Here is a 25,717-nt window from a genome sequence, read left to right on the forward strand (position 1 = left end):
GCTACTTATTCCTCAATTTTACCGCCAGCAGCCTCGATAGCAGCACGAGCGCCTTTGGTGACACGCAGACCACGCAGGGTTACCGGACGAGCGACTTCGCCAGAAAGTACAACTTTCGCGAATTCGATCTGGACACCAACTACGTTAGCGGCTTTCAGCGCGTTCAGGTCGATAACATCGCCTTCAACCAGAGCCAGTTCAGACAGACGAACTTCTGCCGTGATCATCGCTTTGCGTGAAGTGAAGCCGAATTTCGGCAGACGACGGTACAGAGGCATCTGACCACCTTCAAAACCACGACGTACGCCACCGCCAGAACGAGACTTCTGACCTTTGTGACCACGGCCGCCGGTTTTACCCAGGCCAGAACCAATACCACGACCTACACGCTTAGGCGCATGCTTGGCACCTTCAGCCGGAGACAGAGTATTTAAACGCATCTGTTACTCCTCAACTTTAACCATGTAGGAAACCAGGTTGACCATACCGCGAACAGCAGGAGTATCCTCGCGCTCTACGGTGTGACCAATACGACGCAGACCCAGACCGAGCAGAGTAGCTTTATGCTTCGGCAGACGGCCAATTGAGCTGCGAGTTTGTGTAACTTTAATAGTCTTAGCCATGGTCAATTACCCCAGAATGTCGGCAACGGATTTACCACGCTTAGCAGCGACCATTTCAGGAGACTTCATATTCGCCAGAGCGTCGATAGTTGCACGAACCACGTTGATCGGGTTGGTGGAACCATAAGCTTTAGCCAATACGTTGTGCACCCCAGCAACTTCGAGAACGGCGCGCATTGCACCACCCGCGATGATACCGGTACCTTCATGAGCAGGCTGCATGAACACGCGAGAACCCGTGTGAGCGCCCTTAACAGGGTGCTGCAGGGTGCCGCTGTTCAGCGCGACGTTCATCATGTTGCGACGGGCTTTTTCCATCGCTTTCTGGATCGCTGCTGGAACTTCGCGTGCTTTGCCGTAGCCAAAACCAACGCGACCGTTACCATCACCAACTACAGTCAGTGCGGTAAAGCTGAAAATACGGCCACCTTTTACGGTTTTAGATACGCGGTTTACCGCGATCAGCTTTTCCTGCAGTTCGCCAGCTTGTTTTTCGATGTGAGCCATCTTAAACCTCTTCCTTAGAACTGAAGGCCAGCTTCACGGGCAGCATCTGCCAGTGCCTGGACTCGACCATGATATTGGAAACCGGAACGGTCAAAGGATACTTTCGCAATCCCTTTTTCCAACGCGCGCTCAGCCAGAGCTTTACCTACGGCTGCTGCTGCGTCTTTGTTACCGGAATACTTCAGTTGCTCCGCGATAGCTTTTTCTAAAGTAGAAGCGGCTACCAGTACTTCAGAACCGTTTGGAGCAATCACCTGTGCGTAAATGTGACGCGGGGTACGATGTACCACCAGGCGGGTTGCACCCAGCTCTTGGAGCTTGCGGCGTGCGCGGGTCGCACGACGGATACGAGCAGATTTCTTATCCATAGTGTTACCTTACTTCTTCTTAGCCTCTTTGGTACGCACGACTTCGTCGGCGTAACGAACACCTTTGCCTTTGTAAGGCTCAGGACGACGGTAAGCGCGCAGATCTGCTGCTACCTGGCCAATAACCTGCTTATCAGCGCCTTTCAGCACGATCTCAGTTTGGCTTGGGCATTCAGCAGTGATACCTGCCGGCAGCTGGTGATCGATAGGGTGAGAGAAGCCCAGGGCCAAATTCACCACGTTGCCTTTAACGGCAGCACGATAACCAACACCTACCAGTTGAAGCTTTTTGGTGAAGCCTTCGGTAACACCAACAACCATTGCGTTCAGCAGAGCGCGCGTGGTACCCGCTTGAGCCCATGCGTTAGCAAAACCTTCGCGCGGAGCGAAAGTCAGTGCGTTAGCTTCTTGCTTCACTTCAACGGCGTCGTGGATAGTACGAGTCAACTCGCCGTTTTTACCCTTAATCGAAATAACCTGACCGTTGAGTTTTACCTCTACGCCGGCAGGAATGACGACGGGTGCTTTTGCAACACGAGACATTCTTTCCTCCCGAATTAAGCTACGTAGCAGATAATCTCGCCACCAAGACCAGCCTGGCGAGCTGCACGATCGGTCATAACACCTTTAGAGGTAGAAACAACAGCGATACCCAAACCGGCCATAACTTTTGGCAGCTCATCTTTTTTCTTGTAGATGCGCAGACCTGGACGGCTGATACGTTGAATGCTTTCTACCACAGCTTTGCCCTGGAAGTACTTCAGTACCAGTTCCAGAACAGGCTTGGCGTCGCCTTCGATTTTGAAATCTTCAATAAAACCTTCTTCCTTCAGCACGTTGGCAATTGCCACTTTCAGCTTGGAGGAAGGCATGGTGACCGCAACTTTGTTCGCGGCTTGACCGTTACGGATACGGGTCAGCATATCCGCGATCGGATCTTGCATGCTCATCTGTCTTTACTCCCGTGATTCAATTGGTAATTACCAGCTAGCCTTTTTCAAGCCTGGTACTTCACCGCGCATAGCGGCTTCACGAAGCTTAATACGGCTCAACCCGAATTTGCCCACATAACCATGTGGACGGCCAGTTTGGCGGCAGCGTTTACGCTGACGAGACGGGCTGGAATCACGCGGCAGAGTTTGCAGCTTGAGAACGGCATTCCAACGATCTTCATCGGATGCGTTCACATCAGAGATAATAGCTTTCAGTTCAGCGCGTTTTGCAAAGAACTTGTCAGCTAATTTCACGCGCTTGACTTCGCGTGCTTTCATTGATTGCTTAGCCATCAGTAACCCTGCCTTACTTGCGGAACGGGAAGTTAAAAGCAGCCAGCAGCGCGCGGCCTTCATCATCAGATTTCGCAGTAGTGGTAATGGTAATATCCAAACCACGAACGCGATCGACTTTGTCGTAGTCGATTTCTGGGAAGATGATTTGCTCACGCACGCCCATGCTGTAGTTGCCACGGCCATCGAATGACTTGGCGGACAGGCCACGGAAGTCACGGATACGTGGAACAGCAATGGAGATCAGACGCTCAAAGAACTCCCACATGCGTTCGCCACGCAGAGTTACTTTACAGCCGATCGGATAGCCCTGACGGATTTTGAAGCCTGCAACAGATTTGCGGGCTTTGGTGATCAACGGTTTTTGACCGGAGATAGCTGCCAGGTCCGCTGCGGCGTTATCCAGCAGTTTCTTGTCAGCAATCGCTTCACCAACACCCATGTTCAGGGTGATCTTCTCGACCCGAGGGACTTGCATGACAGAGTTGTAATCAAACTGAGACATCAGTTGTTTGACTACCTCGTCTTTGTAGTAATCATGCAGTTTCGCCATCGTATTACTCCAAATTACTTGATAGTTTCGCTGTTAGACTTGAAGAAACGGACTTTTTTGCCGTCTTCGAATCTAAAGCCTACACGGTCAGCCTTGCCGGTAGCCGCGTTGAAGATAGCAATGTTAGAAACCTGAATTGCAGCTTCTTTTTCAACAATGCCGCCTGGTTGGTTCAGAGCCGGAACCGGCTTCTGGTGTTTCTTAACCAGGTTGATGCCTTCAACAATGACCTTGCCAGCAGACAGGACATTTTTTACTTTACCGCGCTTACCTTTGTCTTTCCCGGTAATCACGATAACTTCGTCATCACGACGGATCTTCGCTGCCATGTTCGCTCCTTAGAGTACTTCTGGTGCCAGAGAGATAATTTTCATGAACTTCTCATTACGCAGTTCACGAGTTACCGGCCCAAAAATACGCGTACCGATAGGCTGCTCGCTGTTATTGTTCAAAATAACGCATGCATTGCCATCGAAGCGAATGACAGAACCGTCCGGGCGACGTACACCCTTCTTGGTGCGCACCACTACCGCCTTCAGAACATCGCCTTTCTTCACCTTACCGCGAGGAATTGCTTCCTTGATGGTAATTTTGATGATGTCGCCGACGCCTGCGTAGCGACGGTGCGAGCCACCTAGAACCTTGATACACATTACGCGACGTGCACCGGAGTTGTCGGCGACGTTCAGCATAGTCTGTTCTTGGATCATTTTAGTGCTCCGCTAATGTCAACTACTACTTTAAAGACCCAAGTAAAAATTAGGCCGTTGAAAAGCCCCATAACCGAGGGCGCAGCATTATAACACCGCTTACTTGGTATGGGTAGAAAAAATAAACGGCTCATTTTCTGAGCCGTTTATTAAGTGAGAGCCAGCTACTCTATTACAGAATCGCTTTCTCTACAACGCGAACCAACGTCCAGGACTTAGTCTTGGACAGTGGGCGGCATTCGCGGATTTCCACCACGTCGCCGGTACCACATTCGTTGTTCTCGTCATGTACGTGCAGCTTGGTCGTACGTTTGATGAATTTCCCGTAGATCGGGTGCTTCACAGTACGCTCAATAGCAACAACGATGGATTTCTCCATTTTATCGCTAACAACACGACCCTGCAGGGTACGGATAACTTCAGTCATTTACACACCCGCCTTTTGAGTCAGTAAAGTCTTAACGCGTGCGACGTCACGACGCACTTGTTTCAACAGGTGAGTTTGTTGCAGCTGGCCACTGGCCGCCTGCATGCGCAAGTTGAATTGCTCACGCAGCAGGTTGAGCAGCTCGGCATTCAGCTCTTCAACGCTTTTTTCACGCAGCTCTTGTGCTTTCATTACATCACCGTCTTAGTTACAAAGGTGGTTTTGATCGGCAGTTTCGCTGCTGCCAGTTTGAATGCCTCGCGGGCAACCTCTTCTGGCACGCCGTCCATTTCGTACAGGACCTTACCAGGCTGGATCAGGGCAACCCAATACTCCACGTTACCCTTACCTTTACCCATACGCACTTCCAGCGGCTTCTCGGTGATCGGTTTGTCCGGGAATACACGGATCCAGATCTTGCCTTGACGCTTAACTGCACGAGTCATTGCACGACGAGCTGCTTCGATTTGACGAGCAGTCAGACGGCCACGGCCAACAGCTTTCAGACCGAAAGTGCCGAAGCTAACATCCGTACCTTGCGCCAGACCACGGTTGCGGCCCTTGTGCACCTTACGGAATTTTGTACGCTTTGGTTGTAACATCAGCGACTCTCCTTACTTGCGGCCTTTACGCTGCTGCTTTTTAGGTTGAGCAGCCGGTTCCGGTTGTTCAACTGCAGCCATACCACCCAGGATCTCACCTTTGAAGATCCATACCTTAACGCCGATTACACCATAAGTGGTGTGCGCTTCAGATGTGTTGTAGTCGATGTCCGCACGCAGAGTGTGCAATGGAACACGACCTTCGCGGTACCATTCGGTACGTGCGATTTCAGCGCCGCCAAGACGGCCGCTTACTTCAACTTTGATACCTTTAGCGCCAAGACGCATTGCGTTCTGTACTGCACGCTTCATAGCACGACGGAACATAACGCGACGTTCCAGCTGAGAAGTGATGCTGTCAGCAACCAATTTAGCGTCGAGTTCCGGTTTACGGACTTCGGCGATGTTGATCTGTGCAGGAACGCCAGCGATGTCCGCTACGACCTTGCGCAGTTTTTCGACGTCTTCACCTTTCTTGCCGATAACGATGCCTGGGCGAGCAGTGTGAATGGTCACACGGATGCTCTTCGCAGGACGCTCGATAACGATGCGAGAAACGGAAGCTTTCGACAGTTCCTTAGTCAGGAATTGACGAACTTTAAAGTCGCTGTCCAGGTTGTCAGCGAATTCTTTGGTATTCGCATACCAAGTAGAGTTCCAAGGTTTGACAATACCCAGGCGAATACCATTAGGATGTACTTTCTGACCCATTGCTAGTCTCCAGAGTCTCAGCGATCGGACACAACCACAGTAATGTGGCTGGTGCGCTTCAGGATGCGATCTGCACGACCTTTCGCACGCGGCATAATGCGCTTCATGCTTGGGCCTTCGTCTACGAAGATTTTCGTAACTTTCAGATCATCGATGTCAGCGCCATCGTTGTGTTCTGCGTTAGCAATGGCAGACTCCAGCACTTTCTTAACCAGACCAGCAGCTTTCTTGTTGGTGTAGGTCAGAGTTTCCAGAGCTTGCGACACTTTCTTACCGCGAATCAGGTCAGCAACAAGGCGAACCTTCTGAGCAGAAGAACGAGCGTGGCGATGTTTAGCGATAGTTTCCATCTCTTCCTCCTACCTTAGCGCTTTTTAGCTTTTTTATCAGCCGCATGGCCGCGATAAGTACGAGTCGGCGCGAATTCACCCAGTTTGTGACCGACCATTTCATCGGAAACGAACACTGGTACGTGCTGACGACCATTATGGACAGCGATGGTCAAACCGATCATGTTAGGAAAGATCGTTGAACGACGGGACCAAGTGCGCAAAGGCTTCTTGTCACCGCTTTCCACCGCTTTCTCTACCTTCTTCAGCAAGTGCAGGTCAATAAAAGGACCTTTCTTGAGAGAACGTGGCATGGCTTATCCTCTAATTATTTTTTGCTACGGCGACGTACGATGAACTTATCAGTACGCTTGTTGCTACGGGTCTTCTTACCTTTGGTCTGAACGCCCCACGGAGTTACCGGGTGCTTACCAAAGTTACGACCTTCACCACCACCGTGCGGGTGATCTACCGGGTTCATCGCCGTACCGCGAACGGTAGGACGAACACCACGCCAACGTGCAGCACCTGCTTTACCCAGAACGCGAAGCATGTGTTCAGCGTTACCGACTTCACCCAGGGTGGCGCGGCAATCAGCTGGAACTTTACGCATTTCGCCAGAGCGCAGACGCAGAGTTACGTAGGAACCATCACGAGCAACGATCTGAACGTAGGCACCAGCGGAGCGAGCCATCTGGCCGCCTTTACCTGGTTTCATTTCTACGTTGTGAACCGTTGAACCAACTGGAATGTTGCGCATCGGCAGGGTGTTGCCCGCTTTGATTGCAGCATCAACGCCAGATTGAATCTGGTCACCAGCTTTCAGGCCTTTCGGCGCCAGGATGTAACGGCGTTCGCCGTCTTTGTACAGAACCAGCGCGATGTTCGCGGAACGGTTCGGATCGTACTCCAGACGCTCAACCACAGCAGGGATACCGTCTTTGTTGCGCTTGAAGTCAACCAGACGATAATGTTGCTTGTGGCCACCACCGATATGACGGGTGGTGATACGGCCATTGTTGTTACGACCACCGCTTTTGCTCAGTTTTTCCAGCAGCGGGGCATAAGGTTTACCCTTGTGCAGCTCAGGGTTAACCACTTTAACAACGTGGCGACGACCCGGAGATGTAGGTTTACATTTAACAATTGCCATTGTTCTTACTCCTCCGACTTACTCTGCGCCGCCGATGAAGTCCAGATTCTGGCCTTCTTTCAGGGTGACGTAAGCTTTTTTCCAGTCGCTACGACGACCAACACGCTGACCGTGACGCTTCACTTTCCCTTTAACTACCAGGGTGTTCACGTCTTCGACTTCGACTTCAAACAGTTTCTGCACTGCAGCTTTGATTTCTGCTTTGGTCGCGTCTTTGGCAACTTTGAGAACGATGGTGTTGCTTTTTTCCATCGCAGCGGATGCTTTTTCAGATACGTGCGGTGCACGCAGCACTTTCAGCAAACGTTCTTCACGGATCATGCCAGCATCTCCTCAACTTGCTTCACAGCATCAGCAGTCATAACCACTTTGTCGAAGGCGATCAGGCTAACCGGATCGATACCTGCTACATCGCGCACGTCAACCTTGTACAGGTTGCGAGCTGCCAGGAACAGATTCTCATCCAGTTCACCGGTCACGATCAGCACGTCTTCCAGAGCCATATCTTTCAGTTTCTGTGCCAGCAGCTTAGTTTTAGGCGCTTCTACAGAGAACTTCTCGACAACGATCAGACGATCTTGACGTACCAGCTCGGACAGGATGCTTTTCAGCGCGCCGCGGTACATCTTTTTGTTTACTTTCTGACTGTGGTCCTGTGGCTTAGCAGCAAAGGTCACGCCGCCTGAACGCCAGATCGGGCTCTTTACAGAACCTGAACGCGCACGGCCGGTGCCTTTCTGACGCCATGGCTTTTTGCCGGAACCAGTTACTTCAGCACGGGTCTTCTGAGCACGAGTACCTTGACGGGCACCTGCTGCATAAGCAACAACAACCTGGTGTACCAGCGCTTCGTTGAAATCACGACCGAAGGTAGTTTCGGAAACAGTCAGCGCGCTTTGCGCGTCTTTCAATACTAATTCCATTGCTATCCCCTTACGCCTTCACAGCTGGTTTAACGATCAGGTTGCCACCGGTTGCGCCCGGTACAGCACCCTTAACCAGCAGCAGGTTGCGCTCAGCGTCAACACGTACTACGTCCAGGCTCTGAACGGTTACGCGCTCATCACCCAGGTGGCCAGCCATTTTCTTGCCTTTGAACACTTTGCCCGGAGTCTGGTTCTGACCGATAGAACCCGGAACGCGGTGAGACAAGGAGTTACCGTGGGTAGCGTCTTGGGTACGGAAGTTCCAGCGCTTAACAGTGCCAGCAAAACCTTTACCTTTAGAAGTACCGGTAACATCGACTTTTTTAACGTCAGCGAAGATTTCTACGCTAATTTCCTGACCTGCAGCGAACTCTTGACCTTCTTCAAGGCGGAATTCCCACAGACCACGGCCAGCTTCAACGCCAGCTTTAGCGAAATGGCCCGCTTCCGGCTTGGTTACACGGTTAGCTTTTTTGCTACCAGTGGTAACCTGAACGGCACGGTAACCGTCGGTGTCCAGGCTTTTAACCTGAGTCACGCGGTTCGCTTCAATTTCAATTACGGTTACTGGGATAGAAACGCCATCTTCAGTGAAGATACGGGTCATACCCACTTTTTTACCGACTAAACCAATCATTGTTTCAACCTCTCAATCGCTCAATGACCTGATTAACCCAGGCTGATCTGCACGTCTACACCGGCAGCCAGATCCAGACGCATCAGAGCATCAACGGTTTTCTCGGTTGGCTCAACGATGTCAACCAGACGCTTGTGAGTGCGAATCTCGTACTGATCGCGCGCGTCTTTGTTGACGTGCGGAGAGATCAGAACGGTAAAGCGCTCTTTGCGAGTTGGCAGCGGGATCGGACCACGGACTTGCGCACCAGTGCGCTTTGCAGTCTCGACGATTTCCGCGGTTGATTGATCGATCAGACGATGATCAAACGCTTTCAGGCGGATACGGATTCTTTGGTTCTGCATGAGACCAGAGCTCCAATTATTTATAAACGTAAATAATTACTCCTCACACCCATTTCGATTGATGGGGGAGTGTAATCGTCAACATATAACCCCCATATCGGGAGTATTGTTCGAAAGGCAAAAAAGGCCTGCCAATCGACTGATTCGCTAAAATCAGGCTTACCAAGATTAGGTAAGCCCGCGCATTATACGCAAAATGGCCCAGGAAGCAAGCCGCAGTTGGAAATATGCTCAGGAAATCGTCATTTTTGCGCGTTCAGTGTCAGTTTGTGGGTTAGCACGGTGAGCAGGGAATGAATTATGCTTAGGGCGGGTTGAGCTCTCCCCTGCCCCGCCGTGAAAACGGCCGCCGGCAGGAGAGGCAATGGCGAATAGGCTGAAGGCTTTACTCTTTGCGCTCCAAAACCTGCGCCTGGGCATAGTTTTGAATACCGAGGCGAGCGATGAGGTCCAGCTCGGTTTCCAGCCAGTCGATATGCTCTTCTTCATCGGCCAGGATATCGATCATCAAATCGCGGCTGACATAATCGTGAATAGAATCGGCATAGGCGATACCTTCACGCAGGTTCTTGGCACCAGCCAGCTCCAGAGCCAGATCGGAACGCAGCATCTCTTCAATGTCTTCGCCGATGTTCAGCTTGCCGAGATCTTGCAGGTTAGGAAGCCCTTCCAGGAACAGGATACGCTCGATGTAGCGATCGGCATGTTTCATTTCGTCGATCGACTCGTGGTATTCCTTGTCGTTGAGGCGCATTAAGCCCCAATTCTTGAACATGCGGGCGTGCAGGAAATATTGATTGATGGCAACCAGCTCGTTGCCGAGCAGCTTGTTGAGGTGAGCAATGATCTTTTTATCGCCTTTCATAGGTAACTCCTCCTGGCCAGTTCTAAAAGTGTAGAACCTGTAAGCCAAGAGTCAAAAATAACCTTACCCTTTGTTAGGCAACTTCATGCATTGGGATGATAGTTCCGCGTTCCTCCACCATAATCTGTCTTGCCTGACGAATGCACTTTCCACAATCGGTACCAATCGGCACAAGTTCACGCAGCTGCTTCATGGTATGGGGATTGTGCTGACGCACCGCATTACGGATCGCTTTGTCAGTCACCGCATTACACAGACATACATACATAGAGAGACTCACTTCTTAACCAATGCATTGAGTCTAAATAGGAATGGTTTTTATTTCAATTAAGATTTGAGCAAATTGCATAAAAAAAGGGCACCGAAGTGCCCCTTTTTTGTGTCGAAAAATTATTCGCGATTAAGCGATAACTTTAGCAACAACACCAGCGCCTACAGTACGGCCGCCTTCACGGATTGCGAAACGCAGACCGTCGTCCATCGCGATTGGGTGAATCAGGGTTACAACCATGTTCACGTTGTCGCCTGGCATTACCATCTCTACGCCTTCTGGCAGTTCGATGGTACCGGTCACGTCAGTAGTACGGAAGTAGAACTGTGGACGGTAGCCTTTGAAGAATGGCGTGTGACGACCACCTTCATCTTTGCTCAGGATGTACACTTCAGATTCGAACTGGGTGTGCGGCTTGATGGAGCCTGGTTTAGCCAGTACCTGACCACGTTCGATTTCTTCACGTTTGATACCACGCAGCAGAACACCTACGTTCTCACCAGCACGGCCTTCGTCCAGCAGTTTGCGGAACATTTCAACGCCAGTACAGGTAGACTTAACGGTGTCTTTGATACCAACGATTTCAACTTCTTCGCCAACTTTGATGATACCGCGCTCAACACGACCGGTAACAACGGTACCACGACCGGAGATGGAGAATACGTCTTCGATTGGCAGCAGGAACGGCTTGTCGATAGCACGCTCTGGCTCTGGGATGTAGCTGTCCAGGGCTTCGGCCAGTTCGATGATTTTCGCTTCCCACTCAGCTTCGCCTTCCAGCGCTTTCAGCGCGGAACCGCGGATCACTGGCAGGTCATCGCCTGGGAAGTCGTACGCGGACAGCAGTTCGCGAACTTCCATTTCTACCAGTTCCAGCAGCTCTTCATCATCAACCATGTCGCATTTGTTCATGAATACGATGATGAAAGGAACGCCAACCTGACGACCCAGCAGGATGTGCTCACGAGTCTGAGGCATTGGGCCGTCAGTCGCAGCTACTACCAGGATCGCGCCGTCCATCTGAGCAGCACCGGTGATCATGTTTTTCACGTAGTCGGCGTGCCCTGGGCAGTCAACGTGCGCGTAGTGACGAGTCGGGGTGTCATACTCAACGTGAGAGGTGTTGATGGTGATACCACGAGCTTTTTCTTCTGGCGCGTTATCGATCTGGTCGAAAGCACGTGCAGAACCGCCGTAGGTTTTAGCCAGAACGGTGGTGATCGCTGCAGTCAGGGTAGTTTTACCGTGGTCAACGTGGCCGATAGTACCAACGTTAACGTGCGGTTTTGTACGTTCAAATTTTTCTTTAGACACGGCTATATTCCTTACTATAGCGCTCTCCCCTTCTGGAGAGAGCACGGGACTTTGGTTTTAACCCTGCGGCTTATTTGCCACGGGCTTCGATTACGGCCTGAGCGACGTTGTTCGGTGCATCATCATACTTCAGGAATTCCATGGTGTATGATGCGCGACCTTTAGTCAGAGAACGCAGCTGAGTTGCGTAGCCGAACATTTCGGACAACGGTACTTCAGCGTGGATCTTAACGCCAGTCACTTCAGATTCCTGACCGCGCAGCATGCCGCGACGACGGCTCAAGTCACCGATAACGTCACCGGTGTTCTCTTCTGGAGTCTCAACTTCAACCTTCATGATAGGCTCAAGCAGAACTGGTTTCGCTTTCTTAAAGCCTTCTTTAAAGGCGATAGACGCGGCCAGTTTAAACGCCAGTTCAGAGGAGTCAACGTCGTGGTAAGAACCGAAGTGCAGACGAATACCCATGTCTACTACTGGGTAACCAGCCAACGGACCAGACTTAAGCTGCTCCTGGATGCCTTTATCAACGGCAGGGATGTATTCGCCAGGAATTACACCACCTTTGATGTCGTTGACGAACTCGTAACCTTTCGGGTTAGAGCCCGGCTCCAGTGGGTACATGTCGATCACAACGTGACCGTACTGACCGCGACCACCAGACTGCTTGGCGTGCTTACCTTCAACGTCGGTAATCTTCGCGCGAATCGCTTCGCGGTAAGCTACCTGAGGTTTGCCCACGTTAGCTTCAACGTTGAATTCACGCTTCATGCGGTCAACGATGATATCGAGGTGCAGTTCACCCATACCGGCGATGATGGTCTGGTTAGACTCTTCGTCAGTCCATACGCGGAACGACGGGTCTTCTTTAGCCAGACGGCCCAGAGCCAGACCCATTTTTTCTTGGTCAGCTTTGGTTTTCGGTTCAACGGCGATAGAGATTACCGGCTCAGGGAATTCCATACGCTCCAGGATGATTGGAGAGTCTGGATCACACAGGGTGTCCCCGGTGGTCACGTCTTTCAGACCGATCGCAGCGGCGATGTCGCCTGCGCGAACTTCTTTGATCTCTTCACGCTTGTTGGCGTGCATCTGAACGATACGGCCAAAACGCTCGCGCGCAGACTTAACGGAGTTCAGCACGGTGTCGCCGGAGTTAACAACGCCGGAGTACACGCGGAAGAAGGTCAAGTTACCTACGAACGGGTCGGTAGCGATTTTGAACGCCAGCGCAGAGAACGGCTCGTCATCACTTGCGTGACGCTCAGCCGGAGTGTCTTTACCGTCGTCCAGGATACCGTTGATCGCAGGAACGTCAGTTGGTGCCGGCAGGTATTCGATTACCGCATCCAGCATCGCCTGCACACCCTTGTTCTTGAACGCAGAACCACAGGTAACCAGGATGATTTCGTTGTTCAGTACGCGCTGACGCAGAGCTGCTTTGATTTCTTCCTCGGTCAGCTCTTCGCCGCCCAGGTATTTTTCCATCAGCTCTTCGGAAGCTTCCGCAGCGGACTCGATCAGGTTCTGGCGCCATTCTTCAGCCAGATCCATCATGTCAGCCGGGACGTCTTCGTATTCGAAGGTTACGCCTGCGTCTTCTTCGTTCCAGTTGATCGCCTTCATTTTCACCAGGTCGATAACGCCGGTGAATTTGTCTTCTGCGCCGATAGCCAGCTGCAGAGGAACAGGGTTAGCGCCCAGACGAGATTTGATCTGGCCAACAACTTTCAGGAAGTTAGCGCCCATACGGTCCATTTTGTTAACGAACGCGATACGTGGCACTTTGTATTTGTTAGCCTGACGCCATACGGTTTCAGACTGTGGCTGAACACCACCAACAGCACAGTAAACCATTACCGCGCCATCCAGCACACGCATGGAACGTTCTACTTCGATGGTGAAGTCAACGTGCCCTGGGGTGTCGATGATGTTTACGCGATGCGGTTCGAACTGCTTGGCCATACCAGACCAGAAAGCAGTAGTCGCTGCAGAAGTGATGGTAATACCACGCTCCTGCTCCTGTTCCATCCAGTCCATGGTGGCAGCGCCGTCATGAACTTCACCGATTTTGTGGTTTACACCGGTGTAGAACAGAATACGTTCGGTAGTGGTGGTTTTACCGGCGTCGATGTGAGCACTGATACCGATGTTACGGTAGCGTGCAATGGGTGTTGTACGAGCCATTTGATTCCTCTATTCCTAGGGCGTTCAAGTTCAGTTAACCCAAGCGGGCCGATTTGACGCGCCCGCTTGGTTAGCATGACTACAGCCAGGTGATTACCAGCGGTAGTGGGCGAACGCCTTGTTGGCTTCGGCCATACGGTGAACGTCTTCACGCTTCTTAACAGCAGAACCTTTGTTCTCTGCTGCGTCAGACAGCTCGTTCGCCAGGCGCAGAGCCATGGATTTATCACCGCGTTTACGTGCAGCATCAACGATCCAACGCATTGCCAGAGCATTACGACGAACCGGGCGGACTTCAACTGGTACCTGATAAGTAGAACCGCCAACGCGACGCGACTTAACTTCTACAGTCGGGCGAACGTTGTCGAGAGCGACTTCGAAAGCTTCCAGGTGATCTTTACCAGAACGCTGAGCCAGGGTCTCCAGCGCGGTATAGACGATTGCTTCTGCAGTAGATTTTTTACCGTCTACCATCAGGATATTTACAAATTTGGCCAGCAGCTCAGATCCGAACTTAGGATCTGGCAGGATTTTACGTTGGCCGATTACGCGACGACGTGGCATGGAAATACTCCGTTGTTAATTCAGGATTGTCCAAAACTCTACGAGTTTATTTTGACATTAAAGTTAAAACGTTTGGCCTTACTTAACGGAGAACCATTAAGCCTTTGGCTTCTTCACGCCGTACTTGGAACGAGCTTGCTTACGGTCTTTAACACCGGAGCAGTCAAGTGCACCACGGACGGTGTGGTAACGCACACCTGGCAGGTCTTTTACACGACCGCCACGGATCAGGATTACGGAGTGTTCCTGCAGGTTGTGGCCTTCGCCACCGATGTAGGAAGTCACTTCGAAACCGTTAGTCAAACGCACACGGCAAACTTTACGCAGTGCGGAGTTTGGTTTTTTCGGGGTAGTGGTATATACGCGGGTGCATACGCCACGTTTCTGCGGGCAGGCTTCCAGCGCTGGAACGTTGCTTTTAGCAGCCTTCACAGAGCGTGGTTTGCGAACCAGCTGGTTAATTGTTGCCATTAAAAAAGCTCCTGGTTTTTGCTTCGTACTAGCTTCGTAAACATGTGATAAATCCCCTCGTATGCACTATTGGCAGAGTACGAGGACGCAGAATTTTAGGGCTGACCAGTATGGGTGTCAAGAAATATACAACATCACTCTCATTACCAGGCCATTTGGCTGCGGTGTTGTTCGGTTAATTCAACGAAGTGATTATAGCCGATGACAGTGATTTTGTGCGAAAAATGACCAACCAATCCCCGGGCTTCCAGGTCATCCTGCAGCGCATAAAGGGATATGGGGGCGGCGAGCAGCAATTCAAGATGAGCGCTGCCGGCAAGGCCTGCAAGCACGCCGTCCTGTAGCAGCAACAGCGCGTCGCCCTCCGCCGCCAGGCGCAGCAGCGCAGGTAAGTCACATTGGTTTGGCGAATGGCTCAGGGTATACAGCATCAGAAGATCCTAAAACGTCATCACGGCGTCGTAACCGGCCAATTGGCGGCGCAATTCATCCGGCGCCAGCACCTCGGCATCCAGCACCCAATCGGTCACCTGACTCAGCCCACGCTCCTGCAGCGAAGCCTGGCATAGATAGCAGCGCTCCACGTCATACAACGGCAGCACGCCGAAGGTGGCGATGTAATTGCGCGCCAAGATTTTTTCCGGTTGCTGGCCCGGCAACAGCTGCAATACGCCATCGCCGACAAAAAACACCCCCAAATCCTCACTGAGCGCCGATGTGGCAAGCAGCGCATCCAGCCCTTCCCTGCCGCCGGCACCGCCGTGCGGCCCGTGGGTGAAAACAAAAGCGACTCGTTTCATCATATCCTCAGAACTGCACCAGACGGTCGCAACTCAGCGACGCTTCGGCCAGGGAACCCAGCCCGCTCAGGGTAAAGCCGGGCTGCAGGTTGGCGCTTGCCAGCCCCTGTTGCGCCGCCTCCTGCTCGTCGGTGATGCCACGGCGCAGCGCGGCAGCAACGCAGACGTTGAGCGCCACGCCGTGTTGCTGCGCCAGCTGCGTCCAGCCGCGCACCAGGTCGAACTCGTCGCTGGCCGGCGCGGTCAGCTGGTTGGCGTTCAACACCCCTTCACGGTAGAAAAAAACGCTGGAAAGCCGGTGCCCTTTCGCCAGCAAAGCCTGAGCGAACTGATAGGCGCTGCTGGCCTGCTGAGTGCCGTAAGCCGGGCCGGTGACCAACAGACAATAATCGAGCATCAACGGTCGCTTCCCAACAGATCGCCACTCTTGAACTGGCGGATGTACAGATACACGGTGTGTTTGGAGATATTCAGGCGATCCGCCACCTGATTGATCGCATCCTTGATATCGAAGATGCCTTTCTCATAGAGGTTGAGCACCACCTGGCGATTCTTGGCGTTATTGGACACCGAGCGGTCGGCGTTCACCTCTTCGATGGTGAACTCCAGCGTCTGCGCCACCAGATCGTCGACGGAAGAGGCGAAATTCACCGACGACGGCACGTCCTGCGTGGCCGGCGGCATAAAAGTCTGCATGATCTGCGAGAACGGCACGTCGAGGTTCATGTTGATGCACAGCAAGCCGATCACCCGCTGCTCGCGATTGCGAATGGCAATGGTCACCGATTTCATCAACACGCCGCTCTTGGCGCGGGTAAAGTAGGCTTTCGACACGCTGCTGTCGTCGCCGGCCATGTCGTGCAGCATGCGCAGCGCCAGGTCGGTGATCGGCGAGCCGATTTTGCGCCCGGTGTGTTCCCCGTTGGCGATGCGCACCGCCGAGCTGTTCAAGTCTTCCAGCGCGTGCAATACGATTTCGCAGTGGCCGCCGATCAACATCGCCAGCCCGTCGACCACCGCTTCATAGGATTTCAGGATTTCATGATCCGTTTGAGTAAACGGACGTTCATTCAGCAAATCAAGTTCGCTGGCTTCGCTGGATAAAAGCGAATTCGACATCGAAGATACCACCCTCATAGATCGCCTGTGCCAGGGGGCGCAGCTAAAACCGCTCGGACCGGATCGCTGCCGTCGTCGGCATGCCGCCGCGCGGCTGGCTGAGAGCCGCATAAAACGGCACGATGACATCCGCGGGCGAGGCGGCCGGGAACAATTTTAGGTACACGCCCTAAGGGGCAGACGCATGACTGATAAGTCAGAATTATTAGTCTAGCAAAGCGGCCGGAGCAAAGTCCTTGCGTTTGCGCGTGGTATTGACGTTAAGCCCGATGCCCGGCAGGCGTCAAGCGTTCAATGGCGAGAGAGGCGGCGGCGGCCAAAATGAAAACCGCCGCGGAGGGCATCCGCGGCGGTGGCAAACAAAGCGACGAGATTATTTCGCTTTGGTATCGGCTTTCGCGTCAGCCGGTTTTTCGGCTTTAGCGTCGGCTTTCGGCGCCGCTTTCACGTCCAGCAGCTCAACGTCGAAGACCAGCGTGGAGTTAGCTGGGATGCCCGGAACGCCGGTTTTGCCGTAGGCCAGCGCCGGTGGGATCACCAGCTTGATTTTGCCGCCTTTCTTGATGTGCTTCAGACCTTCGGTCCAGCCAGGGATCACGCCGTCCAGACGGAACGACAGCGGCTCGCCGCGGGTATAGGAGTTATCGAACTCGGTACCGTCGGTCAGGGTGCCTTTGTAGTTCACCACCACGGTGTCGCTGTCTTTCGGCGCTTCACCCGCGCCCGGTTTCTCTACCTGATACAGCAGGCCGGATTCGGTTTTCTTCACGCCTTTTTCTTTAGCGAAGCTGTCGCGATACTTGGCGCCTTTGGTTTCGTTGTCCTTGGCGTCCTGCTCCATCTTCGCCTGAGCGGAAGCCTTCACGCGCGCTTCGAAGCCCTGCAGGGTCTTCTCGATGTCGGCATCGTTCAGCTTGCTCTTGTTGGCGAACGCGTCCTGAACGCCGGCGATCAGCTGATCTTTGTCCAGCTTGATGCCCAACTTCTCTTGCTCTTTCAGAGAGTTGTCCATGTAACGGCCGAGAGAGGCGCCCAGTGCGTAAGCCGCTTGCTCGTCGTCGTTTTTGAACTTGCCGGTGCTTGGCGCTGCTGCCGCGTCCGCTGGTTTAGCGGCTTCTGCCGGTTTGGCGGCATCGGCTGCCATGACCTGGGTCGCATTCAGAGCAAAAGCCATGGTGGTTGCCAGAAGCGTGACTTTAAACAAAGATTTCATCCATTTCTCCAGTGTCTGAAGCAATGCCCCAAACAATCATTAGGTAAGATAACCGGGCTACTATAGCTGCCTGAAACAAAACAAAACAGTCGCACAGGTAACCAATCGAGTCAAAGTGTGACTCCCACTTTGCCGAGAAGTTTCCCCCTGCGTGCTACTCGTATGATAAATCAGATTTTTCTTGCAGAATATTCGGCGAGGTTAGCAAAAAACGGCGTATCGGGCGCGCAACTTTTCAGCACTTTACACTGCCGATCGCAACGTTGCGCGCCGTCTGAAGAAATAGCGCGAGCAAACCCGGCGCCAGCTGTTACCATAGCGCCGAATCAGGATTTTATCGCGTCAGAGGTAGCCTCATGCACAACGCCGACATTCAACGCCTGCTACAGCGGCTTGAAGAACTGGAGAGCCGTCAGGCTTTCCAAGAGCTCACCATCGAAGAGCTCAACCAGACCGTTACCCAGCATCAAATGGAAATGCTGAAGATGCGCGAACACCTGCGCATGTTGACCGACAAGCTGCGCTCGACCCAAACCTCAATGATCGCCTCGCAATCGGAAGAAACCCCTCCGCCGCACTATTGAGGGTCCGTTGCGCGGTTATTTCAGGCGTGCCAACCCATCGACGGCACGCTCGAGATACCGGCGCGGGCACCCCAGGTTGATGCGGATAAAACCGCTCCCCTGCGGGCCGAAACCGCTGCCCATCGACGGAGCCAGCTTTGCCACCGCCACCAGCGCCTGCTGTAAGTCAGCATCGCTCAAACCCAGTGCACGGCAATCCAGCCAGGCGAGATAGGTCCCTTCTGCCTGGGTCATCGTGCACCAGGGCGCGGCGGCCGCCAGCGCCCGTTCAAACCAACGCCGATTCTCCGCCAGGTAGCTGAGCAGCTCATCAAGCCAGACAGCACCCCGTTGATAGGCCGCGGTCGCCGCCGTCATCGATAGCGCGTTGAACACATCCAGCCCGTGGGCATTCAGCCGATCGACAAACGCCTGCCGAAGCCGAGCGTTGGGGATCAGGAAATTCGAAATGCGCAGCGAGGAAAGGCCGAACGTTTTGCTGGCGGACGTCGCCGCAATCGCTCGCTCGCGATATTTCTTGTCCAGATGCAACACCGACGTAAACGTCTCGCCGGGCAGCAGCAGATCGGCCCAGATCTCATCGGAGATCACCGTAACGTCGTGGGTATGGCAAAGCGCCATGAGCCGCTCCAGTTCATCGCGGCGCCAGCAACGGCCTGTCGGATTGTGCGGATTGCACAGCAACAACAGCGGCGGTTTACGCTGTGCCAGACAGGCAGCCAACTGGTCGAAATCGATCCGATATCCCTGCGGAGTTTTCAACAGAGGATTCTCAAGCACCTCTCTGCCATTCATGGTGACTATCTTGGCGAACGAGCCATAATACGGCCCCTGCACCACCACACCGTCCCCCGGCTTGCTGAGCAGTTGGATCAGCATCGCCAATCCGGGCACCACCCCCTCAATCGACGTAAACCACTCACGCCGCAGCGGCAAGTCGTGCCGTTTGGCGAACCAGTCGATCGCCGCCTGATAGTAGGCGTCGTCACGTTCGCTGTAGCCAAAGACCCCGTGGTCCACCCGCTGATGCAGCGCCTGTTGCACCTCTGGCGGACATGGAAAATCGAAATCGGACACCCACATCGGCAACAGTTCGCTGCCATCCAGTTGCAGATAGCGGTCGATGAAGTCCCACTTCACGGAGCTGGTGTTGTGGCGATCGATGATGGCGTTGAAATGACTCGTCATGTCAGGCTTCCTTACGCTGCAAATCGTTCTGAGGTTGAAGTTTGGCGATACCGAAGCCGGTGAACCCATAAATCAGGGCGAACACCACCGCGGCATAACATTGGATCGCCCACGGCAGCAGATCGAGCGTGCTGACCCCCAGCGTGGTCGCCATGTAAATACCGGCGGCCGTCCACGGGATCAGCGGCTCGATAACGGTGCCCGCATCCTCGACGGTGCGCGACAGGTTTTTGTTGTCCAGCCCCATGCGCCGATAGGCCCCTTTGAACAGCTCCGCTGGGATCAGCAGCGCCAGCTTGCCGTCGCTGGTCGCGCCGGTCACCAGGATCGTGGTGGCAACGGTGGCGGCGATCAGTTGGCCGGTGGTGTGCACCACGTGCAGCAGCCGGCTGATGATCACCGTCAGGGCGCCGGTCAGCGTCAGGGCGCCGGCGAAGGAAAAGGCGCAGAACACCAGCAGGATCGTACTCATCATCGAGAACATGCCGCCGCGGTTCAGCAGGCGCGGCACATCGGCGACGATCCCTTCGACGTTATGGCCCTGGCTGGCGAACATCGACAGATTGAAGCCGTCCATCAACGCATTCAGCCCCTGTTGCAGGCTAAAACCCTGCAGCGCGACGCCGATGGCGATCGCCAGCGCGCAGGCGGCCAGCATGACAGGGATCACCGGCCGTTTGGTCACCGCGCCCCACAGCACCAGCACCGGTGGCAGGATCAACAGCAGGTTGAAATGGTACAGCCCCTCAAGCGCGCTGACGATTTCGGTCACTTTTTCCGGCGTTGCCACGCTGCCCACCGCGCCGGTGTGGCCGGCGATCAGGTACACCACGGCGGCCAGGATGAAGCTCGGCAACGTCGTGTACATCAGATGCTGGATATGGCTGTAGAGATCGGTATCCGCAACGATAGCCGCGAAATTCGTCGAATCGGACAACGGCGAAATTTTGTCGCCGAAGTAGGCGCCGGACACCACCGCCCCAGCCGCGGCGGCCAGTGGCACGTCTAAACCGGCGGCCACGCCCATCAGCGCCACGCCCACGGTGCCGGCTGCCCCCCACGAGGTGCCGGTGCACACCGAGATGACGCTGGTGATGAAGAACGCGGCAATCAGAATATATTGCGGACTGATCAGCTTCAGCCCCCAATACACCATGTAAGGGATTGTACCGCTGATCATCCAGGTGCCGATCAGGCCACCTACGCAGATCAGGATCATGATCACCGGCATGGCCTTCGCCAGCTTGGCCACGATGGCCTCGATGATGTCGTCCCAGCGGTAACCTTGCCACCAGGCCAGCGCGGCGGTGATGGCGGCGGAAACCAGCAGAAGCGGTTCAATGCGCAGGCCAAACTGGCCATAGCCGATGATGAGCAGCAACAGCATGGCCACAATCGGCAGCGTCGCCAACCCAAGGTTGAGCGTTTTCTTATTATCCATATACGGCTCCTGTTGAAGATGGGGTACTGCAACAGCGTAATGGCTTCGATAATCGGAGGATGTGAGCGCAGGCAACCGGCCATGTAATCGGTTTCATGCGCTCACGTTGTGTGACTTGTCTCTCATTCGCCGCGCTTGCTTTGCTCATGCGGCTCGCCATCGGTGACAGAGTCTCGCAGGATAAGCTCGGCCGAAAAGCGGTTGTTCTGCGGCGCGACGTCGCTGCCGCTGTGGATCTGCAGCGCGAGGCGCGCGGCGCGTCGGGCCATTTTCTCGATGGGGTAATGCACAGTGGTCAGCGAAGGGTGGAGATATTTCGCCAGGGCAATGTCGTCAAAGCCAACGATCGACAGCGCATCGGGCAACTGAATGTGCCGTTGATGGCAGGTGCGCATCATGCCGGCGGCCATCACGTCGTTGAACGTCACTGCGGCGGTGAAGCGTGGGTCGCTGGCCAGCACGCGCTCGGCCGCCAACTCGCCCCCTTTCTCGTTGAAGGGCACGCTGATGATCCAGGCTCCGGGCACCTCAATACCAGCGGCGGCCATGGCCTTGCGGTAACCCGCTAACCGCTGTGCGCGGTCGTCGATCGGCAAATCCGCCGTCACGCAGGCGATTCTCCGATGCCCCTGGCGAATGAGTAGCTCGGTCGCCGCCTGTGCCGCCTTGGCATTGTCGAGCCAAATACAACGATTGGCGATGGCCGGCAGGTAGCGATTGACCAGCACCAACGCGGGCGTGTGGGCGGCGTAGCGCAGCAGCTCCTCTTCTCCCATGCGCGTGACGTGCGCCACAATGGCTTCGCATCCCTGATTGATGAGAAAGTCGAGGCCGCTTTTTTCCAGTTCGGCCTGATGCCCGCCGCTGCACAACATCAAACGCACGCCAGCCTGCCGCGTGATGTCTTCCACGCCCCGCGCCAGGCGCGAGAAAAACGGATCGTCGAGGTTGCCGGTCAGCAACCCCAGCATATTGCCGCTTCTTTTCGCCAGTGCCAGCGCGGCGGCGTTGCGGTGGTAATTGAACTCGCGCATCGCTTTCTCGACGCGTTCGCGGGTCACCGGTTCAACGTAGGCGGTATTATTGATCACCCGGCTGACGGTGGCCGTGGAAACGCCGGCGCGGCGCGCAACGTCTTTCATGGTGGCCATGGCATGTCCTGTTGTGCCGTTCGGCGCCTGGTGCGCCGCGCATAAAAAAGGGCAGCCAATGGCCGCCCTCTTGTCTCGGGATTGCGTTCTGCTTAGTGGCAGCCGCAACCACCGTTACCGCAACCGCCTTTACCGTGGTCGTGACCATGGTCGTGATCGTGGCTGTGGCCGTGACCGCCGCAGCAACCTTCACCGTGCTCGTGGTGATGGTCGTGCTCGCCGTGTACGTGACCGTGCGCCAGCTCTTCTGCGGTCGCTTCGCGGATCGCGACAACTTCCACGTTGAAGTTCAGGTTTTGGCCGGCCAGCATGTGGTTGCCGTCAACCACGACGTGGTCACCGTCAACTTCGGTGATTTCAACCGGTACCGGGCCCTGATCGGTGTCAGCCAGAAAACGCATGCCGACCTGCAGTTCGTCAACGCCCATGAAGACGTCTTTCGGTACGCGCTGCACCAGGTTTTCGTCGTAGTTGCCGTACGCGTCGTTCGCGCCGACGTGAACGTCAAAACGATCGCCAACGTCGTGGCCTTCGAGTGCTTTTTCCAGACCTGCGATCAGAGAACCATGCCCGTGCAGATAGTCCAGCGGTGCGCTCACCGGAGACTCATCAACCAAAACACCGTCTTCTGTACGTACTTGGTAAGCCAGGCTGACCACCAAGTCTTTTGCTACTTTCATGATATCTCCTACCGTTGGCTACTAGGACGCGCACCGTTATCGGGATGCGCGCCTTTTCCGGACAGATTGTAACGGAAATCTGCCTCGCTGTACCCTCCGGGATAAAAAAACGCTACTTCGGCTGGAAAATGCCGATCACCTGCTCTTGCGGGCGAACGTGTTTTTCCACCTGTTGTTCGGTCTGGCGCTGATGGTGTCCGCACTTGACGCACTCCACCACTTCCACCTGATCCTCCCGCCATACCGCCAACGTATCCATAGCGCTACAGCTCGGGCACACCGCCCCGGCGATAAATCTCTTACGTGTTGCAGACATCGTTATGCTCCCGCTTATTCGTATTCGTCCCAGCCGTCGAACTGGCGACTTTCTTTTTGCATTTCGCGATGGAACAGCTCTTCCAGCTCGCGCCGCGCCTCTTTCACGCGGGAAATTTGCGCCACGTCGCCCTGATGCGGCGGCATCAGCTCACGCAGCATGCGCATATCCAGGCGGCGGAAATGCTGCTGGGCGCGGAAAGCCTGATGCGGGTGCATGCCCAACTCCATCAGCGCCTTGCGCCCCAGTTCCAGCGCGCTGGAGAAGGTTTCGCGGCTGAACTGTTTCACGCCCGCCTGCAGCAGCTCATGCGCCTCCACGCGGCCGCGCGCGCGCGCCAGAATGCTCAGGTTCGGAAAGTGCTGTTGGCACAGCCGCACGATCTCCATGGTGTCTTCCGGCTCATTGCAGGTGATCACGATCGACTTGGCCTTTTCGGCGCCCGCCGCGCGCAACAGCTCCAGCTCGGTGGCGTCGCCGTAATAAACCTGGTAACCGTAACGCCGCAGCACGCCGACGGCGCTGACGTCGCGCTCCAGTACGGTAATGCGCATTTTGTTGGCCATCAACAGGCGGCCGATCACCTGGCCGAAACGCCCGAAGCCGACGATGATCACCTGCGGATCGTCATCCTCTACGTACGGCGTTTCCTCGTCTTCGCCTTTAGCGTTATAGCGGCGCGCCAAAATGCGGTCGATGACCTGCATCAGCAGCGGCGTGGTCATCATCGACAGCGTCACCACCACCAGCAGCAAAGAGAGTTGATCCGGCTGCAGCACCTTTTGCGTCCCCGCCGCCGAAAACAGCACGAAGGCAAACTCACCGCCCTGGCTGAGCACCCCGGCAAACTGCAGCCGCACCGAGCTACGCAGGCCGAACAGACGCGACACGCCATAGAGCACGCCGGATTTGACCGCCACCAGCGCCAGTACGCCGATCAACACCTCGGCCAGGTGGGTGTAGAGCACGCCGATATTCAACACCATGCCCACCGAGATAAAGAACAGCCCCAGCAGCAGCCCTTTAAACGGCTCGATGGAGATCTCCAGTTCGTGGCGATATTCGCTCTCCGCCAACAGCACCCCGGCGATGAAGGTGCCGAGCGCCATCGACAGGCCGAGCGCCTCCATAAACAGCGCCGAGCCGAGCACCAACAACAGCGCCGCGGCGGTGAAAATCTCGCGCACGCCGGAGGCGGCGATATAGCGGAACAGCGGCCGCAGCAGAAAGCGTCCGCCGATCAGCATGCCGCCGAACGCCGCGACCTTGAGCGCGATCTTCGCCCAGTCGTCGCTGGTGCCGCCGGCGCCGGCCAGAATGGGGATCAACGCCAACGCCGGGATCACCGCCATATCCTGGAACAGCAGCACCGAGAAACCGAGCTGCCCCCCTTCGTTGCGGTTCATGCCCTTTTCGCGCATCAGCTGCAGCGCCATGGCGGTGGAAGACATCGCCAGGCCGATACCGCCGATCACCGCCGCCTGCCAGGCGAAGTGCGTCAGGTACAGCAACGCGCCCAGCACCGCCGCGGTGAGCAACACCTGGCCGGCGCCGGCGCCGAAAATCGAGCGCCTCAGTTCCCACAGCTTGCTGGGGTTCAGCTCCAGACCGATGATGAACATCAGGAACACCACGCCCAGCTCGGAGAAGTGCAGGATCTCGTCAACGTCGCGGATGAAGCCCAATCCCCAAGGGCCGATGGCAATGCCGGCGATCAGATAGCCCAGCACCGCGCCGATCCCCAGGCGACGGGCGATCGGCACCGTCACCACCGCGGCAAACAGGAACAGCAAAATGGCGGTCAGTAAGGTCGATCCTTCCATGGTCACCGCCCTCCGTGCGGCAGCGGGTGGCTCAGCCACTCGCCGTAGGCGTCTGCATGGCTGCGCAACACCTCCGGCTTCTGCCGCCGCGCCCAATAGACCACGAACGGCGTCAGCCAGTGCATATGGCACATCCCGGCGGTCAGCTCGAACGGCCGCAGGATATCTTCCATCGGATAGTGGTTATAACCGCCGGTGCGGTAGGCGCCTTCCGGCTCACCGGTGGTGATCACCGAGCGCCAGTATTTGCCCGCCAGCGCATTGCCGCCCACCCCGCTGGCGAAGCCGCGCGACAGCACGCGATCCAGCCACTCCTTCAGCAGCGCCGGACAGCTGTAGGTATACAGAGGGTGCTGAAACACGATGACCTGATGCTCACGCAGCAGCTGTTGTTCGTGATGAATATCGATAAAAAAATCAGGGTAGTGCGCGTAGAGATCGTGCACGGTGACATGTTCCAACTGCTGCGCCGGTCGAAGCAAAACCCGGTTCGCCACCGAGTCATGGGATTCCGGATGGGCATACAGCAGCAAGACCTTGGGCGGCTGCGACATCA

Annotated in this window: 40 protein-coding genes; 1 reads left to right on the forward strand and 39 read right to left on the reverse strand. The window is 55.1% G+C overall.

Going from position 1 to position 25,717, the window contains the following annotated elements; genetic code table 11:
• Positions 1–5: 5 nt before the first annotated feature.
• The 32 genes from rplO to fkpA all read right to left on the reverse strand — a co-directional run bounded on the left by rplO (position 6) and on the right by fkpA (position 17,978).
• On the reverse strand, positions 6–440 hold the full coding sequence (gene rplO / locus GUC32_RS22510; protein WP_004929742.1) for a 50S ribosomal protein L15: 435 nt from the start codon (positions 438–440) through the stop codon (positions 6–8).
• Between the two features lie 3 nt (positions 441–443).
• The gene (rpmD, locus tag GUC32_RS22515; protein ID WP_048232028.1) at positions 444–623 is read right to left on the reverse strand and encodes a 50S ribosomal protein L30; all 180 of its coding nucleotides are present in this window, start codon (positions 621–623) and stop codon (positions 444–446) included.
• Between the two features lie 6 nt (positions 624–629).
• Positions 630–1,130, reverse strand: a complete 501-nt coding sequence (gene rpsE, locus GUC32_RS22520; protein WP_004929747.1) for a 30S ribosomal protein S5 — start codon at positions 1,128–1,130, stop codon at positions 630–632.
• 14 nt (positions 1,131–1,144) lie between these two features.
• Positions 1,145–1,498, reverse strand: a complete 354-nt coding sequence (rplR, locus tag GUC32_RS22525; protein WP_004929748.1) for a 50S ribosomal protein L18 — start codon at positions 1,496–1,498, stop codon at positions 1,145–1,147.
• 9 nt (positions 1,499–1,507) lie between these two features.
• Positions 1,508–2,041 carry a 50S ribosomal protein L6 gene (gene rplF, locus GUC32_RS22530; protein WP_004929751.1) on the reverse strand — a complete coding sequence of 178 codons (534 nt, stop codon included), beginning with the start codon at positions 2,039–2,041 and terminating at the stop codon, positions 1,508–1,510.
• Positions 2,042–2,055: 14 nt separating this feature from the next.
• Positions 2,056–2,448 (reverse strand): 30S ribosomal protein S8, encoded by a 393-nt coding sequence (gene rpsH, locus GUC32_RS22535; RefSeq protein ID WP_004929753.1) that lies wholly within the window; start codon positions 2,446–2,448, stop codon positions 2,056–2,058.
• Positions 2,449–2,478: 30 nt separating this feature from the next.
• A complete protein-coding gene (rpsN, locus tag GUC32_RS22540) occupies positions 2,479–2,784 on the reverse strand; it encodes a 30S ribosomal protein S14 (protein WP_004929754.1) in 306 nt (101 codons plus the stop codon).
• Positions 2,785–2,797: 13 nt separating this feature from the next.
• Positions 2,798–3,337 carry a 50S ribosomal protein L5 gene (rplE, locus tag GUC32_RS22545; protein ID WP_004929756.1) on the reverse strand — a complete coding sequence of 180 codons (540 nt, stop codon included), beginning with the start codon at positions 3,335–3,337 and terminating at the stop codon, positions 2,798–2,800.
• A gap of 14 nt (positions 3,338–3,351) precedes the next feature.
• Entirely contained in the window at positions 3,352–3,666 is a 315-nt protein-coding gene (gene rplX, locus GUC32_RS22550; protein WP_004929758.1) for a 50S ribosomal protein L24, read from the reverse strand.
• A gap of 9 nt (positions 3,667–3,675) precedes the next feature.
• Entirely contained in the window at positions 3,676–4,047 is a 372-nt protein-coding gene (gene rplN / locus GUC32_RS22555; protein ID WP_000613954.1) for a 50S ribosomal protein L14, read from the reverse strand.
• Positions 4,048–4,219: 172 nt separating this feature from the next.
• Positions 4,220–4,474, reverse strand: a complete 255-nt coding sequence (rpsQ, locus tag GUC32_RS22560; protein WP_004929760.1) for a 30S ribosomal protein S17 — start codon at positions 4,472–4,474, stop codon at positions 4,220–4,222.
• Positions 4,475–4,666 carry a 50S ribosomal protein L29 gene (gene rpmC, locus GUC32_RS22565; protein WP_004929762.1) on the reverse strand — a complete coding sequence of 64 codons (192 nt, stop codon included), beginning with the start codon at positions 4,664–4,666 and terminating at the stop codon, positions 4,475–4,477.
• Positions 4,666–5,076 carry a 50S ribosomal protein L16 gene (gene rplP, locus GUC32_RS22570; RefSeq protein WP_004929764.1) on the reverse strand — a complete coding sequence of 137 codons (411 nt, stop codon included), beginning with the start codon at positions 5,074–5,076 and terminating at the stop codon, positions 4,666–4,668. The genes rpmC and rplP overlap by 1 nt, the downstream gene beginning before the upstream one ends.
• A 12-nt stretch (positions 5,077–5,088) precedes the next feature.
• A complete protein-coding gene (rpsC, locus tag GUC32_RS22575) occupies positions 5,089–5,787 on the reverse strand; it encodes a 30S ribosomal protein S3 (protein ID WP_004929766.1) in 699 nt (232 codons plus the stop codon).
• Between the two features lie 17 nt (positions 5,788–5,804).
• Positions 5,805–6,137, reverse strand: coding sequence for a 50S ribosomal protein L22 (gene rplV / locus GUC32_RS22580; RefSeq protein WP_002223844.1), 333 nt, complete (start codon positions 6,135–6,137; stop codon positions 5,805–5,807).
• Between the two features lie 14 nt (positions 6,138–6,151).
• A complete protein-coding gene (rpsS, locus tag GUC32_RS22585; protein WP_004929772.1) occupies positions 6,152–6,430 on the reverse strand; it encodes a 30S ribosomal protein S19 in 279 nt (92 codons plus the stop codon).
• A 14-nt stretch (positions 6,431–6,444) separates the two neighbouring features.
• Entirely contained in the window at positions 6,445–7,269 is an 825-nt protein-coding gene (rplB, locus tag GUC32_RS22590; protein WP_004929775.1) for a 50S ribosomal protein L2, read from the reverse strand.
• 18 nt (positions 7,270–7,287) lie between these two features.
• Positions 7,288–7,590 carry a 50S ribosomal protein L23 gene (gene rplW, locus GUC32_RS22595; RefSeq protein ID WP_004951179.1) on the reverse strand — a complete coding sequence of 101 codons (303 nt, stop codon included), beginning with the start codon at positions 7,588–7,590 and terminating at the stop codon, positions 7,288–7,290.
• Positions 7,587–8,192, reverse strand: coding sequence for a 50S ribosomal protein L4 (gene rplD / locus GUC32_RS22600; RefSeq protein WP_004929779.1), 606 nt, complete (start codon positions 8,190–8,192; stop codon positions 7,587–7,589). Before rplD ends, rplW begins: the two co-directional genes overlap by 4 nt.
• 10 nt (positions 8,193–8,202) lie before the next feature.
• Entirely contained in the window at positions 8,203–8,832 is a 630-nt protein-coding gene (gene rplC, locus GUC32_RS22605; RefSeq protein WP_015379265.1) for a 50S ribosomal protein L3, read from the reverse strand.
• Between the two features lie 32 nt (positions 8,833–8,864).
• Positions 8,865–9,176, reverse strand: a complete 312-nt coding sequence (rpsJ, locus tag GUC32_RS22610; protein WP_001181005.1) for a 30S ribosomal protein S10 — start codon at positions 9,174–9,176, stop codon at positions 8,865–8,867.
• A gap of 385 nt (positions 9,177–9,561) precedes the next feature.
• Positions 9,562–10,041 carry a bacterioferritin gene (gene bfr, locus GUC32_RS22615; RefSeq protein WP_060424586.1) on the reverse strand — a complete coding sequence of 160 codons (480 nt, stop codon included), beginning with the start codon at positions 10,039–10,041 and terminating at the stop codon, positions 9,562–9,564.
• Between the two features lie 73 nt (positions 10,042–10,114).
• On the reverse strand, positions 10,115–10,309 hold the full coding sequence (gene bfd / locus GUC32_RS22620) for a bacterioferritin-associated ferredoxin (RefSeq protein ID WP_015379266.1): 195 nt from the start codon (positions 10,307–10,309) through the stop codon (positions 10,115–10,117).
• Between the two features lie 132 nt (positions 10,310–10,441).
• Positions 10,442–11,626, reverse strand: coding sequence for an elongation factor Tu (gene tuf, locus GUC32_RS22625; protein ID WP_015376315.1), 1,185 nt, complete (start codon positions 11,624–11,626; stop codon positions 10,442–10,444).
• Between the two features lie 70 nt (positions 11,627–11,696).
• A complete protein-coding gene (gene fusA / locus GUC32_RS22630; RefSeq protein ID WP_025304497.1) occupies positions 11,697–13,811 on the reverse strand; it encodes an elongation factor G in 2,115 nt (704 codons plus the stop codon).
• 93 nt (positions 13,812–13,904) lie between these two features.
• A complete protein-coding gene (gene rpsG, locus GUC32_RS22635) occupies positions 13,905–14,375 on the reverse strand; it encodes a 30S ribosomal protein S7 (protein ID WP_004956203.1) in 471 nt (156 codons plus the stop codon).
• A gap of 96 nt (positions 14,376–14,471) precedes the next feature.
• Entirely contained in the window at positions 14,472–14,846 is a 375-nt protein-coding gene (gene rpsL, locus GUC32_RS22640; protein WP_004930426.1) for a 30S ribosomal protein S12, read from the reverse strand.
• 143 nt (positions 14,847–14,989) lie between these two features.
• On the reverse strand, positions 14,990–15,277 hold the full coding sequence (gene tusB, locus GUC32_RS22645) for a sulfurtransferase complex subunit TusB (RefSeq protein ID WP_025304499.1): 288 nt from the start codon (positions 15,275–15,277) through the stop codon (positions 14,990–14,992).
• Between the two features lie 9 nt (positions 15,278–15,286).
• Positions 15,287–15,646, reverse strand: coding sequence for a sulfurtransferase complex subunit TusC (gene tusC, locus GUC32_RS22650; protein ID WP_025304500.1), 360 nt, complete (start codon positions 15,644–15,646; stop codon positions 15,287–15,289).
• Between the two features lie 7 nt (positions 15,647–15,653).
• Positions 15,654–16,043 carry a sulfurtransferase complex subunit TusD gene (tusD, locus tag GUC32_RS22655; protein ID WP_060435108.1) on the reverse strand — a complete coding sequence of 130 codons (390 nt, stop codon included), beginning with the start codon at positions 16,041–16,043 and terminating at the stop codon, positions 15,654–15,656.
• Positions 16,043–16,765, reverse strand: a complete 723-nt coding sequence (locus tag GUC32_RS22660; RefSeq protein ID WP_004930418.1) for a transcriptional regulator — start codon at positions 16,763–16,765, stop codon at positions 16,043–16,045. Before GUC32_RS22660 ends, tusD begins: the two co-directional genes overlap by 1 nt.
• A gap of 373 nt (positions 16,766–17,138) precedes the next feature.
• The gene (gene fkpA / locus GUC32_RS22665) at positions 17,139–17,978 is read right to left on the reverse strand and encodes an FKBP-type peptidyl-prolyl cis-trans isomerase (RefSeq protein WP_025304502.1); all 840 of its coding nucleotides are present in this window, start codon (positions 17,976–17,978) and stop codon (positions 17,139–17,141) included.
• Between the two features lie 356 nt (positions 17,979–18,334).
• Between fkpA and GUC32_RS22670 the strand changes: the two genes are divergently transcribed.
• The gene (locus GUC32_RS22670; protein ID WP_025304503.1) at positions 18,335–18,562 is read left to right on the forward strand and encodes a SlyX family protein; all 228 of its coding nucleotides are present in this window, start codon (positions 18,335–18,337) and stop codon (positions 18,560–18,562) included.
• Between the two features lie 15 nt (positions 18,563–18,577).
• Here the strand turns inward: GUC32_RS22670 and GUC32_RS22675 are convergent, their stop codons facing one another.
• The 7 genes from GUC32_RS22675 to kefG form a co-directional block, all read right to left on the reverse strand.
• Positions 18,578–19,750: a MalY/PatB family protein gene (locus GUC32_RS22675; protein WP_025304504.1), complete on the reverse strand. Its 1,173-nt coding sequence runs from the start codon at positions 19,748–19,750 to the stop codon at positions 18,578–18,580.
• 1 nt (position 19,751) lies between these two features.
• A complete protein-coding gene (nhaC, locus tag GUC32_RS22680; RefSeq protein ID WP_049206071.1) occupies positions 19,752–21,191 on the reverse strand; it encodes a Na+/H+ antiporter NhaC in 1,440 nt (479 codons plus the stop codon).
• A gap of 122 nt (positions 21,192–21,313) precedes the next feature.
• Positions 21,314–22,342, reverse strand: coding sequence for a LacI family DNA-binding transcriptional regulator (locus GUC32_RS22685; protein WP_060448453.1), 1,029 nt, complete (start codon positions 22,340–22,342; stop codon positions 21,314–21,316).
• A 92-nt stretch (positions 22,343–22,434) separates the two neighbouring features.
• The gene (gene slyD, locus GUC32_RS22690) at positions 22,435–23,022 is read right to left on the reverse strand and encodes a peptidylprolyl isomerase (protein ID WP_004930407.1); all 588 of its coding nucleotides are present in this window, start codon (positions 23,020–23,022) and stop codon (positions 22,435–22,437) included.
• 112 nt (positions 23,023–23,134) lie between these two features.
• A complete protein-coding gene (locus GUC32_RS22695; protein WP_015379274.1) occupies positions 23,135–23,338 on the reverse strand; it encodes a YheV family putative zinc ribbon protein in 204 nt (67 codons plus the stop codon).
• A gap of 14 nt (positions 23,339–23,352) precedes the next feature.
• Complete coding sequence (kefB, locus tag GUC32_RS22700) at positions 23,353–25,161, reverse strand: glutathione-regulated potassium-efflux system protein KefB (RefSeq protein ID WP_043138857.1); 1,809 nt, start codon at positions 25,159–25,161, stop codon at positions 23,353–23,355.
• Between the two features lie 2 nt (positions 25,162–25,163).
• Entirely contained in the window at positions 25,164–25,715 is a 552-nt protein-coding gene (gene kefG, locus GUC32_RS22705; protein ID WP_025159909.1) for a glutathione-regulated potassium-efflux system ancillary protein KefG, read from the reverse strand.
• Between the last annotated feature and the right edge of the window lie 2 nt (positions 25,716–25,717).

This window comes from Serratia sp. NGAS9, assembly GCF_009905295.1.
GTDB lineage: Bacteria > Pseudomonadota > Gammaproteobacteria > Enterobacterales > Enterobacteriaceae > Serratia > Serratia bockelmannii.